Below are 16,684 nucleotides of genomic sequence, written 5' to 3'. Positions count from 1 at the left end.
CATATTAGCGCACTAAAAACGAGACGAATTGTACGGGCTTTTACAACTAAAGTAAAAATAAGGCGTGATAGTAAAATATAAGCGGATTAATCTTTCACTTTATTGATATTTTTAATAATACCAAAACAGTAAAGCGTATTGGCAAGTTCTTTACGCTGTGCTTTTTCGCTTGAGGTTTTATTGGCTAAGCTAGTTAACATATCGTACCGTTTACGTAAAGTTAGTATATATCTGGCATGCTTACGGCATTCAAAACAACGTGTACAGTGTGAATCGACCCAAAAATCAAGTACCTCAAACCAATATTGCTGCTCTTGAGCAAAAAAAATAAATGCCTTAGAGCAACTTTCGCACTTCTCTTCAATATCAACATAAAGTGCCCGAGGGTCAATGGCATAGTTTTGCTTTTTTATATCAGCCAATATTACCGTATTAGGGAAGTATTTAAGCCTCGAGTAACGCCAGTGCGCATTCTCTATCGCCTCTATTGTCACTGAGGTATTGGTAGATATCGGTTTATTGCCATACCTTAGGTGATTTAGATACATGAGCTGCCTAGTTTAAAACTTATGATTTTAAGGCATAGAACATGCCATATGAAAAATAATAATTATACAGGCGTTCCTGCTTCATCACACTCTACAATATCGGTTTCGGTTAATGCCTGAGTGATCCATACTTGCAATACTGGGCAGCGCATAACAAAGTCACAATATTGTTGCGCCTCTGGCGATAACGTAATTTGATAGGTTTTTAAGCGCAGTACAACAGGCACATACATGGCATCAGCAATACTAAAGTCACCAAAAAACCACTCATTTGGAAACACATCTTGTTGCTGTGCAAATATCTCGTCTATACGGGCTATGTCTTTTAGTGCTTCGCTCGATAGGTCTACTTTACGGGTAGCTCTTATATTCATTGGCATTTCGCTGCGCAACGCCATAAAGCCTGAATGCATTTCAGCGCTTAGCGCACGCGCTTTAGCTCTTTGGGTAATATATTTTGGCCATGCAGCGCCAGATAAGTAAGCATCGTTAATATATTCACAAATTGCTAGTGAATCCCAAACCTGTAAATCACCATCGATTAACGCTGGAACTTTTTGCAAAGCAAAGGTCTTTTTTAGTTCATTGTAAAAGTCGGGGGTGTCGAGTACCAGCTGGGTTTCTTCAAACGGTATATTAAATTTACTCATCAAATACCAAGCTCGGAGCGACCAACTAGAGTAATTTTTGTTTCCAATAAATAAATGCATTTAAATTTCTCACTAAGTAATACATATTTGGGAAAATGAATAACCTGAACACTGGAAAGATCTATCTCAAGCAACTATTTTCGACTAACTGCATTGAATTTACTTGCAATGAACTAGCTATTTACGCATAAATCTGACTAGTTACTATTAAAAGTGCATAGCTAGAGAAAAGTAAATTAAAATATCATAATGTACTGGCTATTGATTTAGCAAAGATGTTTTTCAAGTATGTAAAGCACCTTTTCCTGACAACATAATAGTTAACCTGAACTCTGGGTAATAAATCTATCTCGAGCAGCTATTTTCAGCACTAACTACGTTTACTAACAAAACGGTCAGGAGAGCTTACGCACTAATAAAAAATAATTATGACTACAAAACAGCTGGACCAGGGACATAAAAAGCAATTAGAGCTATACATAAGTGCTCATCTAAACTCTATTGTGTAGAACGAATTGATTAATTATGTGAATCCATATAATTGTACTGGAGAAACTTCCCTATTCTAATGTTTTATTAAAGCGCAATGAAGCAATAATTAACCCAACGAAGACAAATACCCCTAACCAAATAGCATCATATTCTAATATTAAAATACTTGCATCTCTCAATACAATAGCACGGATAATTCGCATGAAGTGAGTTGCAGGAAGCGCCTCAGCAATCCATTGTGCAACAATAGGCATCGCCTCATAAGGAAACATAAACCCTGATAGCAGAATAGAGGGTAGTAAAATAAATATAGTCATTTGCATAGCTTGCAATTGCGTTTTTGCTATCGTTGAAATCATTAACCCTAATGTTAAACTTGCTGCAATAAATAAAATAGATCCTACTAGCAAAGAAAGTATCCCTCCATGAATTGGGACAGAAAAAACCCAAAAACCAACGCTTAAAATAATAACAACTTGTATCAACCCAACGAACACATAAGGAGTTATTTTACCAACCATTAACTCAATCGGCCGCACCGGAGTAGTTATTAAAAACTCCATATTTCCCTGTTCTTGTTCACGAACGATTGCCGATGAAGTAAACAAAATCATTGTCATTGTCAAAATAACAGCCACTAAACCTGGAACAATATTAACTACTGTTCTTTGCTCTGGATTAAAATACTGAACCACAGCAAAACTGGGAGCCTTTTGAATAATAGGCCGATTACTTATCTCATCCAACGGCATATTACGTAGCCCTCTAATTGCAGATGAAATAACCGTATCAGAACCATCCACTATCCATTGCCCAATAGGTCTAGTCATTGACGAATTAATTTGTTGATGATTATAAAGAGAATGATCAAATAGCCGCCGAGTCAAATCACTTGGTAAATATAATACCGCTTTAATTTTGCCTTGTATAATTGCTTGCTCAGCTTCTTCGATTGAATTATATCGTGCAACAAAGTTAACCGATTGAGTAGCCGTAATTGCTTGTTCAATGGCTCTGCTTTGTGATGTTTGGCTAAAATCCACGAGCGCAACCGGGATATGCCTTGCATCAGTATTAATTGCATAACCAAATAGCATTAGTTGTACTAATGGGATCATCAAAATCATAGCAAAAGTCATTCGGTCTCTAGATAGTTGTTTTAATTCTTTAATAAAAATCGCATAAATTCTAGTCCACATTTCTACCTCCAGTACAGGCGACAAAAACATCCTCAAGACTTGGGCGAACGATTAGTGCTTTTCGATTGTTGCTAAATTTTGCTATAAACGTTAATGGGTCTTGTACACAATGTTTTACTAATACTCTAAGGTGTGCACCAATTTGAGCCGCTGACAAGACGTTAGAGTTTATAATGAGTGTATGCTTTAACTCTCTTAATTTGTCTCCACTTACTTCGACAACATGCGCTGGCATTGCATCCATTAATGTTTGAGGGGAACCATCAGCGCGCTTTTTACCTTGTTCTAAGATAGCCAGTGCATGACAACGTTCGGCCTCATCCATGTAATGCGTAGATACCAAAATAGTGGTTCCTACATCACACAAATCAAATAACCGCTCCCAGAACTCACGTCGATTTTGAGGATCGACAGCAGAAGTTGGTTCATCAAGAAATAAGAGTTCAGGGGAATGTAAAGTTGCACAAGCAAGTGCTAAACGTTGCTTCTGTCCGCCACTCATAGAGCCTGCAAATTGATTTTTCTGTTGTTCTAAGCCATATAAGTGGAGTAACTCTTGAACCCGAACTTTCTTACGCTGTCTTGAAAAGCTGTAAATTGAACCAACGAAATTTAAGTTTTCTTCTACTGTTAAAGTGTCATATAAGGAAAATTTTTGCGTCATATAACCTATACGCTTTTTAAACAACTCTTCATTACCTAATAATGGCTTTCCTAGAATAGTAACGTCTCCCTCTGTCGGCGTTAATAAACCGGTTAATAGACGAATACTGGTCGACTTACCACACCCATTAGGTCCTAAAAAACCATATATACTTCCTTTTGGAATATTTAAATCGAGCTTATTCACAGCTAGTTTATCACCAAAACGTTTACTTAAACCTTTAGCTTGTATTGCATGCTCAACTGTTTCAGACACAATATTTCCATAGTTACTCATGGTATATGCACCTCAACAGCAAGCCCTGTGGGTAAGCTTTCTGCTTGCAAAAGATCAATATCAGTCAAGTACATTAATCGCGCTCTATCGCGTTCATTTAAAGCATAAAATGGAGTGTAGGCAGGTTGTGAACGAATATTGCGTACTCGTCCTTTAATAGGTGTATTAATTCCATCAGCAAATACATCAATTGGATCACCTACCTTAACCTTCATCAATGCTGATGCAGGTAAGTAAACTCTGGCATAAGGCTTAGCAATAGCTAAAACACTCATTAGTTCCGTCCCTGTAATTACACGGTCACCTTTATACCAAGGTAGGCTGTCAATAATGCCATCGACAGGTGCTTTAATAGTTAGGTCTTCTGCTGTTTTTTGTTGCCATAATAAAGCCGATTTTGCAGCGTCCACTCGAGCCTGAGCTTGTGACAAATCTTGCTGACGCGCGCCATTTTTTAACTCTAACCACTGCGCATGAGCAAGATTTTGTTTAGCTTTGGTACTATTTCTCTTTGCTTTTGCTACATCCATATCAGCAGTACCAACAGCATGGTTTTTATAAAGTTTAATAATACGTTGATACTGATCCAGAGCTTCTTTACTGTCTGAACGTGTAGCATCTAGGGCTGCTTTTGCCGCATTTAATTGCTCAACACGAGTACCAGCATTTAGTAAACTCAATGCCGCACTTACTTGTGCTAGTTCGGCATTTCGTTGAGAAACCAGTGCATTCGCACGCACTGTATCAAGCTGTAATAAAATATCTCCTTGATGAACAACAAGCCCTTCGTGTACCTTTATATCAACAATCTGCTCTGACGCAGGGGATGAAAGCTTAATTCTGTCGCGCTCTACAGTTCCCATTGCATAATCAATATCTTGCGTATCGCAACCAGATAGAAAAAGTTGACCTATAAATAACAATAACAAGCACATTTTCATAATGATCCGCCCTCCTCATTGTCATCACTTTGGTTATTTGGAAAGTTAAACAACCCCTGTTCTAAAAGAGTCTGATTATGTTCCGCCAGTCCCATTAACCAGCGTTCTCTTATCTCAACACCTAGTTGCTTTTGTACATATTCAGGAGCTAGTAACGGAAACACCATTAAACTCATAAAGCTTAAACGTATAAAATCTGTATTAAGGTTTGGATTAAGGTGACCCTGCTGCTCAAATGCTTTTATCCAGCTTTCGGAACACCGTAAAATGTTATCAAAAACACTAGTTAAAATAGCGAAAGTTTGCGGATTATCCTTTTGCCCTAGTACATGTAAAATCAGTTTTGGTAGCATCGGAGTTGCTGCTATCATCCGGTAATAGGTCTGCATTAGTCGTAATGGGTTGAGCTGTGCATCTGGAGTCAAATCTTGCTGAAATTGCGCTATCACGGGCGCTAATGTATCTTGCATTACGGCTTCAAACAAACCTGCTTTTGAACCAAAATAATAGCGAATCATTGCAGCGTCTACATTCGCTTCTTTAGCTATCTTTCGCGTTGAAACGCTATCAAACCCTTTTTCTGAAAAACAAATTTTGGCGGCGTCAATCAGGCTTTGTCTGGCTGATTCTTGGTTAGGGTCATCTTGTTTGGGTCTGCCTGCTTTGGCTGTCATAATGCTCTCTGCTTATTAATTCATCTATTGATGAATATAAACCACTTTAGCATTGCTTGATATGAAGATAATTCCTCAAAATAACCCTTGTTGAAGAGTTTAATAAATCAATTGCGAAAAAATAAACTCATTAATGAGAAAAACTTCTAAACATTGACGATTTATTCTATAAGTTGTGTATATTTTTTTGTAAAAAACTAATCGTTTATGATTACGTCTTAGGAATAGCCGCTACATTTTGCTGCCAATATGTTACAGGCAAGTGAATGGACAATACGTAAGAAAAGTTATCAATTTTATTTAAATTTTTAATATAAACAGCTTCAACGCGAAGCTCATATTCTGAATACTATATTAAGTTAATTTCATATTTTTTTGATATGATTTTTTAACAAGCAGGTGTTACGCGTATTTGCTTTAAAAAACGCATCAAATATATCGCCAAAAAATGGCACTAAGCCGCCCACAAAATCAATGAGCATATTAATGATCATCTTAGTCTTTATACGTTTACTCACACCTAAACGCTGCGCTTCTATAAGCACATAGCTTGATAAAATTAGCCCTGCGGCATCACCTATAACAGGGACTAAGCCAATCACAGCCTCCAAACCTATATTAAATTTAGTAAAAGGAATGCCAATGCTGCTATCTGTAAAATGACTAAACCTTTCCAAACGTTTCAGTGTTGATTCATATTCAGCGGATGTGAGCGTAGGTTGAATATTTTTACTCATAATAGCTACTTTTTATTTAATGTTGTTATATATAAACACTAGGGAGTGTTAATACTAAATGAATTACAAAACTAATAAATTGGTACTTAAAGTTGGCTTTAAGATCAAAATCGTTAGCAAGCCCGCATGATAAGTACATGAAAATCGATCCAACAAATAAAACAACCTCGAGATCAATAATCAATACAAACTATGCATATAAATGGAAACTTTGAGAGAGATTACTTATTTGCAATAGCTATCAAAGCACTTTATAAAAACAAGTCCCCCTCGCTTTACATACATTTTTTTCTTAGTTAAAATCTAGGAAATTATGCAAGGATTGCCTATGAATAAATCTATTTATTTACCTCGATTCGCCATCTTGTTAATTCTTATTTGTGCTATTGTTTTTCCAGCCCTTAGTCAAGGAGAAGATATGTTTAGCTGGTTCAGAAAAAAGAAAGAAGTATTTTTAAGTCCTGATGTCAACGGCATCGTTACAGAAAATGGCATGCCAATTGCTGACTTAGAAATAATACGCTCATTAACATACATTGATGGCGTTGAACGACTTGATTCCGTAATAACAAGTGATGACGGGCGCTTTCATTTACCACGAAAAACTATACTTTCTTCTATCCCTAATAAATTAATTTCCGAAGATCGCGTCCACCAGAAGATTTTTATTAGGAAAGGTAACAACTTAATTATTGGTTTGTGGGGGGCTACACAACCAGGCATTTCAGAGCTACCTGAATTCACCGAAAAGCTTAAGTTTTTAAAGTGTGAAATAACTAATCAATTAGTCAGATTTGAATTTAAAAATAATACCAACAAATTTCTCAATAGAACCGCGACAAGTATTTGCAGATGGGATGAAGATTACAACCCAACGTGGGTTATGGAAAACGGTGAAGAAAAGTACGAAGTCCATAATGGCGATTTGAATGATTTAACAGAACGTTTCACAGGGAAGAAGGTTGAGCTATGAATAAAACAATATCACCAAGTACGGCAGCTTCTGTCGCAAATAGAGTTTATGACATAAGAAAAAGCTATGACTTCAGCGGGGAGTTTCATAATGACTTTGTCAGAAACTTTAAAGTGACTAACAATCAAATTCAGGGCGTTAGTGGTGGGTTAATAAACCAACTTATAAACCGTACGACAGGCTTCGCTCTGACTGCTGAAGGTGCTTCACCACAATTCAAAAATCACCATATTATTGCTATTCGTGGTACTGTTTTCTCATCTTGTGCAGATTGGCTAACCAACTTAAATGTTGCAACAACCCTTGGCCCTAAAAACTTGGAGGTACATTCAGGTTTTGAGAAAGCTTTCATTAGTATGGAGCCTATGTTTAATTCTTATATAAAAAAACATAAACCAGAATTTTTGCATATTGTGGGGCACAGTTTAGGTGGTGCTATTGCTCAGCTTACGGCTATCTGGGCTAGTAAAAAAGGTATACCTACGAATTTGTATACTTTTGGTGCGCCTAGAGTAGTATTAAATAATTCAATACACTCAGCAGCAACTAATATCGGTCAATATCGAGTTACTCATGGCGCCGATCCTGTACCTTGTGTACCAGCCTGGCCATTCAGCCATACCTCTAATGAATATCAAACAGCTATGAATGAAGGATCCTTTTTCAGTCTTGCCGCACACTCTATGGAAAAAAGTCAACCTGGTTACGTTAATACAGTTGCTGCATACAGTGATTATGCAAGTATGGAAAATTCTTTGAAGACCCTACATCATAATCATACTGTTTTAAAGTATTCATCTCGTTACAACGTAACCTTTTCACTCAAATGGCAACGAATAATTACAGACGGCCTAATAACTTTTTTAAAGAAAACAGGACAGTACGCTTTTATTTCAGTCCAAGCAGGATTAGGTCTCGGACTAACTTTCTATGACACCCTTGCCCGATGTTTATTTGATTCTGTAGTCAAATTTGTAGAATTAACTGAAGAATTAAAAGGCTTAATTGGTCATATGCTTGCGTTTGTGGGGAAAAAAACTTACGAAGTTAAGGAGCTAAGTAAGCAATTCATCAGATGGGTGCTCGGTTTGATGATCAAAAAGCTTTACATGGTTGCAAAACAAGCTATTGATCTTATTTAAATTAAAAGGAGCGCGGCCGCCTCATAAGGTTTAACCGCGCTCATAATAAACACTTACACTGAGCCGTTAATTGGCCCGTGTTCGTGGTTTACATGTGGATTTTGTCCGCGTTGACGCAGTAAATGGTCCATTAATGTAATAGCCATCATTGCCTCAGCAATCGGGATTGCACGAATGCCAACACACGGATCGTGACGACCTTTAGTGATCATCTCAACCGCTTCATTGCTTGTATTAATGCTGTTACCTGGGATGGTAATGCTCGAGGTTGGCTTTAGCGCAATAGAAGCAATAATGTCTTGCCCTGTCGAAATACCCGCAAGTACGCCACCTGCATGATTTGATGTAAAACCTTCAGGGGTTAGTTCATCACGATGCTCAGAGCCTTTTTGCTCAACTACGTCAAAGCCATCACCAATCTCAACGCCTTTAACAGCGTTAATACTCATTAATGAATGTGCAAGTTCGGCGTCAAGACGGTCAAATACTGGCTCTCCAAGACCAACAGGTACATTGCTTGCCACTACTTTTACTTTAGCGCCAACTGAGTCACCTTGCTTTTTAAGGTCACGCATATATTCGTCAAGCGCTTCAAGCTTACTTGCATCAGGGAAGAAGAATAAGTTATTTTCCACTTCATCCCAGTCAAACGTTTCCGCCTTAATAGGGCCAAGCTGACTTAAACATGCTTTAACTTCAATACCATGAAATTGCTTTAAGTATTTTTTAGCAATAGCACCTGCCGCTACACGTATCGCGGTTTCGCGTGCAGATGAACGACCGCCACCGCGATAATCGCGCAAGCCGTACTTATGCCAATACGTGTAATCGCCATGACCTGGGCGAAATACATCTTTAATTTTGCCGTAATCTTGCGAGCGTTGATCGGTATTTTCAATCAATAAACCAATGCTGGTACCTGTGGTTTTACCTTCAAAAACGCCTGCTAATATTTTTATTTGATCGCTTTCACGGCGCTGCGTTGTGTAACGGCTTTGGCCTGGTTTTCGGCGATCTAAATCAATTTGTAAGTCGGCCTCTGTGATTTCAAGACCTGCGGGAGTACCATCAACAACGCCGCCTAATGCAACGCCGTGGCTCTCACCAAAGGTGGACACTTTAAATAACTGCCCAATGCTATTACCTGCCATTAACTTTCCTCATTCCTAATGACTACCAATAGCCAAGCACAGGGCTTGGCTATTCATTTTTTTACTTATTTTGCAAAATACTCATCTAGCTGCTTTTTGCTAATTACAAATACACCTAAGCCGCCTTGTTCAAATTCAATCCATTCAAACGGCGCGCCCGGATACAGTGCATCCATATGTACCATAGAGTTACCAACTTCTACAAATAACAAACCGTTATCTGTTAGATGATCACTCGCTTCGCTTAATATAGTACGGGTTACATCTAAACCATCGTGGCCTGATGCAAGCCCAAGCTCTGGTTCATGATGAAACTCACGTGGCAGGTCAGCCATATCTTCTGCATCAACATACGGTGGGTTTGCTACTATTAGGTCGTATTTTTGACCTGGTACACCGCTAAATACATCAGATTGAATCGGTAACACGCGCTCAGTTAACATGTAATCGTTAATGTTTATGTCTGTCACTTCAAGCGCTTCATACGATATATCTACCGCATCAACTTGTGCCTGCTCAAAAGCTTGCGCAAGTGCGATTGCGATACAACCCGAACCCGTACATAAATCTAATATACGGTTAACCGATTGTGGCTCTTCAAGCCAGGGTGTAAAACGGTTACTGATAAGCTCAGCAAATGGTGAGCGAGGTATAAGTACCCGTTCATCAACATAAAATGGCATACCCGCAAACCATGCAATGTTTGTTAAGTAAGGTACTGGCGTGCAGTCGTTAATACGTTCTGCAATAAGACCCGCAAGTCGGTTTTTTTCTGTGCTTGTTAAACGCGCGTGCATTAATTCTTTTGGCGCATCAACAGGCAAGCTAAGCGCAGGCAGTAATAAGCTTACAGCTTCATCCCATGCGTTATCTGTACCGTGTCCAAAAAATATACTACTACTTGCAAATTGGCTTGTAGTCCAACGTAACCAGTCATGTAAAGTTGACAGTTCTGCAACGGCTTCTTCGAGTGTTGCTTCTTCTATTTGTAAATCGCTCATATATTTTTACCTGTATTAGCTTACTGACTGTTTTGAGTCTTTAAGACGATTGCATTGCCTATCTGCGCTGGGCAAATTACAATTGCCCCCTCATTTAAGTATTGTACCGCCTTTTGCGCTGCGTTTTTACGTTTTTTTGTTTAGGTAATAGTTATGAAAAAAGACACTCCATCACATTCGTCCCTAAGCAATGACGACATAAGCTTATTTCGTCAAACGATCACAGGCGCTAAAGTATTTAAACAAGATACTCATCGTTTTGATACAAAACCTAAGGTGTCACAAGCTAAGCAATTTGCCCAGCAAAAAAAGCAGGCTCAGTCTGAATTTTTTTTCTCAGACGTTTATATTCCCGATATAGACACCCACGGTACGGTTAAATATGTAAAACCTGGCCAAGATAGCTTCCTAGCTAAACAGCTTCGCCGTGGTGACTTTGCACCCGATTTGACGCTAGATTTACATGGCTTAAATAAAGAACTTGCTAAAGATGAACTCGCTGGACTCATTCACGAGTGTAAAAAGCAGCATTATTATTGCGCATGTGTAGTGCACGGTATTGGCGGCGGTGTACTAAAGCACAAAGTACCGCAGTACTTAGTACAGCATCCTGACGTAATAGCGATGCACCAAGCCCCTCTCGAATATGGTGGAAGAGGCGCTGTACTTATTTTAATTAATTTACCGCAAAGTGATGAATTTAGACGCTAACTTTAGCCATTACTAGGATGTAACTACGTGCATATTTTTTCAATTATTTTTCCGCTCATTTTTATTGTTGCGTTTGGTTATAGCTGTTGCCGATTAAAATTTTTCGACAAGCAGCATATCGCAGGCCTGAGTAAGTTTACCTTTTATATTAGTTTGCCTGCTTTTTTATTATTAAATATGTCGCAAATTAACTTACAGCAAAGCATTAGCCTTTTTGCATTTTTGAGCTTTTACATACCTGTTCTGAGTGTATTTGGGGTGGGTATTTTAATTGACCGCTTTTATTTAAGTAAAAAACATTTAAAAAATTACCAACAACACGGTGTCTTTGGACTTGCTTCTAGCTATTCAAATATGGTGTTAGTGGGTATCCCTATTGTTATTGCATCGCTTGGCAAAGAGATGATAGCCATTGCGTTTATGATCATTACTTTTCATAGCACATTGTTATTTGCACTTACTTTTTTAATAGGCGCTAAAGGCAGTAGCGATAAATTTTCGTGGTCGCACTTTGGAAAAAATATGGTGTTAAACCCAATAGTACTGAGTATTGGGTGCGGGCTTATATTAAACATATTAGGAGTTACACTGTTTACCGACTTAGTAAATAGTTTAGAGCTATTAGCTAAACCAGCAATTGCCTGTGCACTATTTGTACTTGGTGCAAATTTAGCTTTTTATAAAATAGCTGCAAATTGGCAACCGGCGTTAATAGCATCAATTTTAAAAATATTTTTATTGCCTGCGTTAGTTTTATTGGTAGGCACTTATGTATTTGAGCTAGACACGCAAATACTTAATGTATTGGTACTTTTAAGTGCGTCCCCTGTTGGCGTAAATGCTTATCTTATTGCAAGTCAAATAAAGCAGCATGAAGCTACCCTTGCTGGGGCTGTCGTACTTTCTACTATCTTAAGTGTTATTAGCTTTACGTTTTGGCTAGCTTTATTACTTTAGCTTACAAACCGCCAGCTACATCAACAAAGCTACCCGTTGTAAAAGAAGCCTGCTCCGAAGCTAAAAAGTAAATTGCTGCAGCAACTTCCTCGGGTGTACCGCCTCTGCCAAGGGGTAATTTACTTTTAAGACGATCAACTCGGTTTTTTTCACCACCATCGCTATGCATATCAGTGTAAATAAGCCCTGGTCTAACCGAGTTAACACGAATACCTTTACTTGCCACCTCTTTTGCCAAGCCAATAGTAAATGTGTCCATTGCACCTTTGGATGCTGCATAATCAATGTACTCATTAGGAGAGCCCGTTTTAGCAGCCCTCGATGATACATTAACAATACTGCCGCCATTTCCCATTCGCTTTATAGCCTCACGGCTACATAAAAAAGCACTGGTAATATTTGTAGTCAAAACTACGTTTATGCGCTCAGCACTCATTTCTAACAAAGGCATTTGTGGTTTTAAAATACCAGCGTTATTTATTAGTACATCAAGCCGACCAAAGACTTTATCTATATGCATAAATAAAGCTAAAACGTCAGCCTCTAGTGATACATCACCTTGAATTACTTCAGCCTCAACGCCTAATCGCTTTACTTTTTCTGCCACCAACATTGCACTAGCTAAATCAGCTTTATAATTAATGCAAACATTATAACCGTGCTTTGCAAAATATAGTGCGGTAGCTGCGCCAATACCTCGGCTAGAGCCTGTAATAAGTACAACGGGGGAGCGATTCATTAAAGCTACTATTCTTTTAAAGCTGCAACTACTGAAATTTCAACAAGCAGTGCATCACGTGCCATTTTAGCTTCAACGCAGGCACGTGCTGGTGCATAACCCTCGGTTACCCATGCATCCCATACTGCATTCATATCAGCAAAGTATTCCATGCTCTTTACATAAATAGTCGCGCTAAGCATATGTTCTTTTGAACTTCCCGCTTCATCAAGCAGCGCCTCTACTTTATCAAGCATAGTTTGAGTTTGTTCTTTGATATCTTTTTGCGCGTCGGCGCATACCTGCCCACATAAATACACAGTGCCGTTATGTTTTACAATACGGCTCATGCGCGCACCGGTTTGAAGGCGTTCAATAGTCATTTCTTCACTCATATTATTAATTAAATTTATACATTATCGGGAGCATTGATACTCATATACTGGCTGCGTTGAGTTCTTTCATCGTAACTTATTACAGCAATGGCACCCGTATTAAAAATAGGCATGTTACCAGGGCATAATTGATCAACTAAATAACTCACAATTGGCATATGTGCTACCACAAGCCAAGTGTTGCATTGGGGGTGTGCTGCTATAAGCGTTTCGAGATAATCCGCTGCTATTTGCGGTTTTCCTTCAGGCACAATATCACTGCATGTTTCGCTAAATTTAAACTCTGCATTTTTAGCAACGTTTTCTGCAGTTTGCTGAGCACGAATGTAAGGGCTAACTAACAAGGCATCAGGTGGGTAGTGTTTAGCAAGCCATAGGCCCATTTTCTCGGCTTCAGTATGACCCGTTTGAGTCAAATTTCTAGCAGCATCATCAGCCTGCATCGGTGTTGCTTCGCCGTGGCGCATTATTAGGATTGTTTTCATAAAAAATCAACCGATTAAAGAGTATAAAACAGTAGCCAATTTGCCCATTTGTCCGCTATATTAAAAACATAAACCTATTTTTTTCTAAAATAGTTCTTTCGTGATATTCAGGTAAACCTTTTAGTCGTATTCCACTTTCCTGAAGTTATCATCTGTTGTTAACAAGTAAACGTTTAATTTCAGGAGCATCATTTGAATATCAGTCGCAATGATAACAGAGCATATAAAGCTCTTACACTGGACAATGGTCTAAAAGTACTACTTGTGCAAGATAAAGATTCAACAAAAGCGGCTGCATCTATGGCAGTAAATGCTGGTCATTTTGACGATCCTCTTGATAGACAAGGCCTCGCACACTTTTTAGAACATATGCTTTTTTTAGGTACTGACCAATTTCCAGACTCTGGTAGTTTTAATAATTATGTATCTCAAGCCGGTGGAAACACTAATGCGTGGACTGGCACAGAGCATACCTGCTATTTTTTTGATATTAATAATCAAGAATTTAAAAATGCATTAGAGCAATTTAGCCGCTTTTTTATTGCGCCACTTTTAAACTCAGCCGAAACCGAAAAAGAACGCAACGCAATTGAAGCCGAATTTAAACTAAAAATTAAAGACGATGGCCGCCGTATTTATCAAGCACATAAAGAAACGGTAAATCCAGCCCACCCTTTTGCCAAGTTTTCAGTTGGTAATCTACAAACGTTGGCAGACAGGGAGCGCTGTATAAGTGACGAACTTCGGGATTTTTTTAATGCTTTTTATCAAGCCCAGTGGATGACGTTAGTTATTTGCGCCAATGAAGAGCTCGACACCTTACAAAGCTGGACTAATACATATTTTAACGAAATTAACGGTAATAAAAACCTTAAAAAACCAGAGATCAGTGAGCCACTTTACCGTAAACAAGATATAGGGAAAGTGCTGCATATTGAGCCGCACAAACATATGCAAAAACTGATTGTCAGTTTTGCGATGCCAAATATTGATGATTTTTATCGCCATAAAACGGTGAGTTTTATTGCTCATTTATTAGGTTATGAAGGTGCAGGTTCTCTTTACTCTATTTTAAAAGAACAAGGTTGGATAAATGCGCTCTCAGCTGGCGGCGGTATTAACGGCAGTAACTTTAAAGATTTTAATATAAGCATGGCGCTCACTGACGAAGGTATTGAATATTTTGAAGACATTATTGAAATGGTGTTTGAATATATTTGCTTAATTAATGCCAATACAGAGAAGTTACCTCGTCTTTATCAAGATAAAAAAAACCTATTACAAATTGCTTTCGATAATCAAGAAAAGTCACGTCTAATCGATTGGGTCAGTAATTTAAGTATAAATATGCAACATTACGATGAAGTCAATTATGTACAAGGCGACTACTTGATGGAGGGCTTTAAAAAAGCCACCCACGAAATCGCAATGCAATGGTTAACGCCGCATAATATGCGTATTGTTCTTATCCACCCTGATGTAGAACCAGAACACAAAACTGCATGGTATAACACCCCTTATAAAGTTGAAAAAATATCACCCAGCTGGCTCGATGCTTTAAGTGATATAAATAAACCACTGAAAGATATGCTACTGCCAACGGCAAACCCTTACTTAACAAAAAATGTAGTGCTATATGATGTAGAAAAACCACAAATAAAACCTGAACTTTTAGTAAAAGAGCCCGGTTTTGACTTTTGGTTTAAGCAAGACAATACTTTTAGAGTAGCAAAAGGCCATTTTTATTTAGCCTTGGACTCTGACTTTGCAGTAAAAGACGTAAAACACATGGCACTGACTCGCTTATTTACTGATTTATTTATGGATAGCGTAGGTGAACAATTTTACCCAGCGGAGCTGGCAGGGCTAAGTTACCATTTAACATCTCACCAAGGCGGTTTAACACTGCATACAGCCGGATTATCGTCTAGCCAATTAGAATTAGTTGATGAGCTTCTTGACGCCCTCTTTAATGTCGACATTTGTGCAAAACGTTTTGCTGAATACAAAAAACAACTTGTCAGGCACTGGCGAAATAGCAACCAAAACAAACCAGTTAGTGAACTGTTTAGTATTTTAGGTGCTAAAGTAATGCCTTGGAATCCACAACCAGACCAACTTGCATCAGCATTAAAAAACACAAGTTTTCAGCAATTTAATGAATTCAGACAAGACTTTTTTAAAGCACTACATGTTGAATCATTTTTACATGGTAACTGGCAGCAAAGTGATGCAATAGCCTTTCAAAAAAAGGTCGCCGAACACTTAAAAAACGCAGCCATAATTGATGATTTAAGACGCCCGCTATTTGAAATTGAAAAAGTAACACGCTACGAACTAGAGCTGCCTTGCAGTGACCATGCAATGGTTGTGTATTATCAAGCAAAAACTGATTGTGTAATCGAAAAAGTTAAATTAATGGCACTTAATCACTTAATGAACCAAGACTACTTTAACGAGTTACGAACCACACAACAGCTAGGTTATTTAGTTGGGGCTGGTTATGCTCCTTTTAACACTCGTGCGGGTATTGCTTTTTATATACAATCGCCAAAGTTTATCGCAAAAACATTAATGCATAGACATAACAGCTTTGTTAATAAATATTTAACCAACATCGATGAGCTTAATGAAGAAAATTGGCAGCAACAGAAACATGGCTTAACGACCCATATTGCTGAAAAAGATAAAAACCTACGGTTACGCTCGCAACGTTTTTGGCTTGCAATAGGCAACAGAGATCATGAATTTAATATGCAGCAAAAGTTACTTAATGCATTAAACGCATTAACACTCAAAGATATAAAAGAGTATGCCGTCATCCTATTTGATGAAAATCGACCAAGATATGAGCTTTTAAGCTCAGCTAAAGACAATAAACCTCAAAATATGCCTGTTTATTCGCATTCTCTTTGACTCTTGGTTTAGCTTGTTTTAGATTATCATTTGTAAATTTGAAGTAATAAAAAA

The 16,684-nt window shown here is 38.2% G+C and carries 17 protein-coding genes; 5 read left to right on the top strand and 12 right to left on the bottom strand.

Features of this window, described 5'->3' with window-relative positions; genetic code table 11:
* Nucleotides 1-86 precede the first annotated feature (86 nt).
* The 7 genes from DC53_RS0120240 to DC53_RS20045 all read right to left on the bottom strand — a co-directional run bounded on the left by DC53_RS0120240 (nucleotide 87) and on the right by DC53_RS20045 (nucleotide 6,181).
* Nucleotides 87-548, bottom strand: a complete 462-nt coding sequence (locus DC53_RS0120240; protein ID WP_033028254.1) for a zinc-ribbon domain containing protein — start codon at nucleotides 546-548, stop codon at nucleotides 87-89.
* Nucleotides 549-610: 62 nt separating this feature from the next.
* Nucleotides 611-1,258, bottom strand: coding sequence for a glutathione S-transferase family protein (locus DC53_RS20020; protein ID WP_033028253.1), 648 nt, complete (start codon nucleotides 1,256-1,258; stop codon nucleotides 611-613).
* 500 nt (nucleotides 1,259-1,758) lie between these two features.
* Complete coding sequence (locus DC53_RS20025) at nucleotides 1,759-2,889, bottom strand: ABC transporter permease (protein ID WP_033028252.1); 1,131 nt, start codon at nucleotides 2,887-2,889, stop codon at nucleotides 1,759-1,761.
* The gene (locus tag DC53_RS20030; RefSeq protein WP_045984431.1) at nucleotides 2,879-3,829 is read right to left on the bottom strand and encodes an ABC transporter ATP-binding protein; all 951 of its coding nucleotides are present in this window, start codon (nucleotides 3,827-3,829) and stop codon (nucleotides 2,879-2,881) included. The genes DC53_RS20025 and DC53_RS20030 overlap by 11 nt, the downstream gene beginning before the upstream one ends.
* Nucleotides 3,826-4,770: an HlyD family secretion protein gene (locus tag DC53_RS20035; protein WP_045984430.1), complete on the bottom strand. Its 945-nt coding sequence runs from the start codon at nucleotides 4,768-4,770 to the stop codon at nucleotides 3,826-3,828. The genes DC53_RS20030 and DC53_RS20035 overlap by 4 nt, the downstream gene beginning before the upstream one ends.
* Nucleotides 4,767-5,444 (bottom strand): TetR/AcrR family transcriptional regulator, encoded by a 678-nt coding sequence (locus DC53_RS20040; protein ID WP_033028251.1) that lies wholly within the window; start codon nucleotides 5,442-5,444, stop codon nucleotides 4,767-4,769. Before DC53_RS20040 ends, DC53_RS20035 begins: the two co-directional genes overlap by 4 nt.
* Before the next feature lie 365 nt (nucleotides 5,445-5,809).
* Nucleotides 5,810-6,181 carry a DUF4112 domain-containing protein gene (locus DC53_RS20045; RefSeq protein WP_033028250.1) on the bottom strand — a complete coding sequence of 124 codons (372 nt, stop codon included), beginning with the start codon at nucleotides 6,179-6,181 and terminating at the stop codon, nucleotides 5,810-5,812.
* Nucleotides 6,182-6,509: 328 nt separating this feature from the next.
* Here DC53_RS20045 and DC53_RS20050 point away from each other — a divergent pair, with 328 nt between their 5' ends.
* Together DC53_RS20050 and DC53_RS20055 are read left to right on the top strand one after the other, a co-directional pair.
* Nucleotides 6,510-7,154 carry a DUF6795 domain-containing protein gene (locus DC53_RS20050; RefSeq protein WP_033028249.1) on the top strand — a complete coding sequence of 215 codons (645 nt, stop codon included), beginning with the start codon at nucleotides 6,510-6,512 and terminating at the stop codon, nucleotides 7,152-7,154.
* Nucleotides 7,151-8,296 carry a lipase family protein gene (locus DC53_RS20055; RefSeq protein ID WP_033028248.1) on the top strand — a complete coding sequence of 382 codons (1,146 nt, stop codon included), beginning with the start codon at nucleotides 7,151-7,153 and terminating at the stop codon, nucleotides 8,294-8,296. The genes DC53_RS20050 and DC53_RS20055 overlap by 4 nt, the downstream gene beginning before the upstream one ends.
* 53 nt (nucleotides 8,297-8,349) lie before the next feature.
* Here DC53_RS20055 and aroC read toward each other — a convergent pair whose 3' ends face one another.
* The gene (gene aroC / locus DC53_RS20060; RefSeq protein ID WP_008138551.1) at nucleotides 8,350-9,447 is read right to left on the bottom strand and encodes a chorismate synthase; all 1,098 of its coding nucleotides are present in this window, start codon (nucleotides 9,445-9,447) and stop codon (nucleotides 8,350-8,352) included.
* A 65-nt stretch (nucleotides 9,448-9,512) separates the two neighbouring features.
* A complete protein-coding gene (gene prmB / locus DC53_RS20065; RefSeq protein ID WP_033028247.1) occupies nucleotides 9,513-10,448 on the bottom strand; it encodes a 50S ribosomal protein L3 N(5)-glutamine methyltransferase in 936 nt (311 codons plus the stop codon).
* Nucleotides 10,449-10,601: 153 nt separating this feature from the next.
* Here prmB and smrB point away from each other — a divergent pair, with 153 nt between their 5' ends.
* Nucleotides 10,602-11,159, top strand: a complete 558-nt coding sequence (gene smrB, locus DC53_RS20070) for an endonuclease SmrB (RefSeq protein ID WP_024598396.1) — start codon at nucleotides 10,602-10,604, stop codon at nucleotides 11,157-11,159.
* 27 nt (nucleotides 11,160-11,186) lie between these two features.
* A complete protein-coding gene (locus DC53_RS20075; protein WP_033028246.1) occupies nucleotides 11,187-12,116 on the top strand; it encodes an AEC family transporter in 930 nt (309 codons plus the stop codon).
* 1 nt (nucleotide 12,117) lies between these two features.
* On the opposite strand, the gene DC53_RS20080 is transcribed toward DC53_RS20075, so the two are convergent.
* From DC53_RS20080 to sixA, 3 genes are read right to left on the bottom strand one after another with little or no spacing between them, the layout of a single operon-like run.
* A complete protein-coding gene (locus tag DC53_RS20080) occupies nucleotides 12,118-12,855 on the bottom strand; it encodes an SDR family oxidoreductase (protein ID WP_033028245.1) in 738 nt (245 codons plus the stop codon).
* An 8-nt stretch (nucleotides 12,856-12,863) separates the two neighbouring features.
* Entirely contained in the window at nucleotides 12,864-13,217 is a 354-nt protein-coding gene (locus tag DC53_RS20085; RefSeq protein WP_024591642.1) for a RidA family protein, read from the bottom strand.
* Between the two features lie 26 nt (nucleotides 13,218-13,243).
* A complete protein-coding gene (gene sixA, locus DC53_RS20090) occupies nucleotides 13,244-13,714 on the bottom strand; it encodes a phosphohistidine phosphatase SixA (RefSeq protein WP_007377738.1) in 471 nt (156 codons plus the stop codon).
* Nucleotides 13,715-13,906: 192 nt separating this feature from the next.
* Between sixA and DC53_RS20095 the strand changes: the two genes are divergently transcribed.
* Nucleotides 13,907-16,630 carry an insulinase family protein gene (locus DC53_RS20095; protein ID WP_033028244.1) on the top strand — a complete coding sequence of 908 codons (2,724 nt, stop codon included), beginning with the start codon at nucleotides 13,907-13,909 and terminating at the stop codon, nucleotides 16,628-16,630.
* Nucleotides 16,631-16,684 lie beyond the last annotated feature (54 nt).

It is taken from the genome of Pseudoalteromonas fuliginea, assembly GCF_000690055.1.
In the GTDB taxonomy this organism is placed as follows: Bacteria; Pseudomonadota; Gammaproteobacteria; order Enterobacterales; family Alteromonadaceae; genus Pseudoalteromonas; species Pseudoalteromonas fuliginea.
This window is presented reverse-complemented; position numbering and strand designations above follow the sequence as displayed.

What these genes read in the sequence shown, in the direction of transcription:
- DC53_RS0120240 (WP_033028254.1), bottom strand. Translation starts at nt 548, where the DNA reads ATGTATCTAAATCACCTAAGGTATGGCAATAAACCGATATCTACCAAT.
- DC53_RS20020 (WP_033028253.1), bottom strand. Translation starts at nt 1,258, where the DNA reads ATGCATTTATTTATTGGAAACAAAAATTACTCTAGTTGGTCGCTCCGA.
- DC53_RS20025 (WP_033028252.1), bottom strand. Translation starts at nt 2,889, where the DNA reads ATGTGGACTAGAATTTATGCGATTTTTATTAAAGAATTAAAACAACTA.
- DC53_RS20030 (WP_045984431.1), bottom strand. Translation starts at nt 3,829, where the DNA reads ATGAGTAACTATGGAAATATTGTGTCTGAAACAGTTGAGCATGCAATA.
- DC53_RS20035 (WP_045984430.1), bottom strand. Translation starts at nt 4,770, where the DNA reads ATGAAAATGTGCTTGTTATTGTTATTTATAGGTCAACTTTTTCTATCT.
- DC53_RS20040 (WP_033028251.1), bottom strand. Translation starts at nt 5,444, where the DNA reads ATGACAGCCAAAGCAGGCAGACCCAAACAAGATGACCCTAACCAAGAA.
- DC53_RS20045 (WP_033028250.1), bottom strand. Translation starts at nt 6,181, where the DNA reads ATGAGTAAAAATATTCAACCTACGCTCACATCCGCTGAATATGAATCA.
- DC53_RS20050 (WP_033028249.1), top strand. Translation starts at nt 6,510, where the DNA reads ATGAATAAATCTATTTATTTACCTCGATTCGCCATCTTGTTAATTCTT.
- DC53_RS20055 (WP_033028248.1), top strand. Translation starts at nt 7,151, where the DNA reads ATGAATAAAACAATATCACCAAGTACGGCAGCTTCTGTCGCAAATAGA.
- aroC (WP_008138551.1), bottom strand. Translation starts at nt 9,447, where the DNA reads ATGGCAGGTAATAGCATTGGGCAGTTATTTAAAGTGTCCACCTTTGGT.
- prmB (WP_033028247.1), bottom strand. Translation starts at nt 10,448, where the DNA reads ATGAGCGATTTACAAATAGAAGAAGCAACACTCGAAGAAGCCGTTGCA.
- smrB (WP_024598396.1), top strand. Translation starts at nt 10,602, where the DNA reads ATGAAAAAAGACACTCCATCACATTCGTCCCTAAGCAATGACGACATA.
- DC53_RS20080 (WP_033028245.1), bottom strand. Translation starts at nt 12,855, where the DNA reads ATGAATCGCTCCCCCGTTGTACTTATTACAGGCTCTAGCCGAGGTATT.
- DC53_RS20085 (WP_024591642.1), bottom strand. Translation starts at nt 13,217, where the DNA reads ATGACTATTGAACGCCTTCAAACCGGTGCGCGCATGAGCCGTATTGTA.
- sixA (WP_007377738.1), bottom strand. Translation starts at nt 13,714, where the DNA reads ATGAAAACAATCCTAATAATGCGCCACGGCGAAGCAACACCGATGCAG.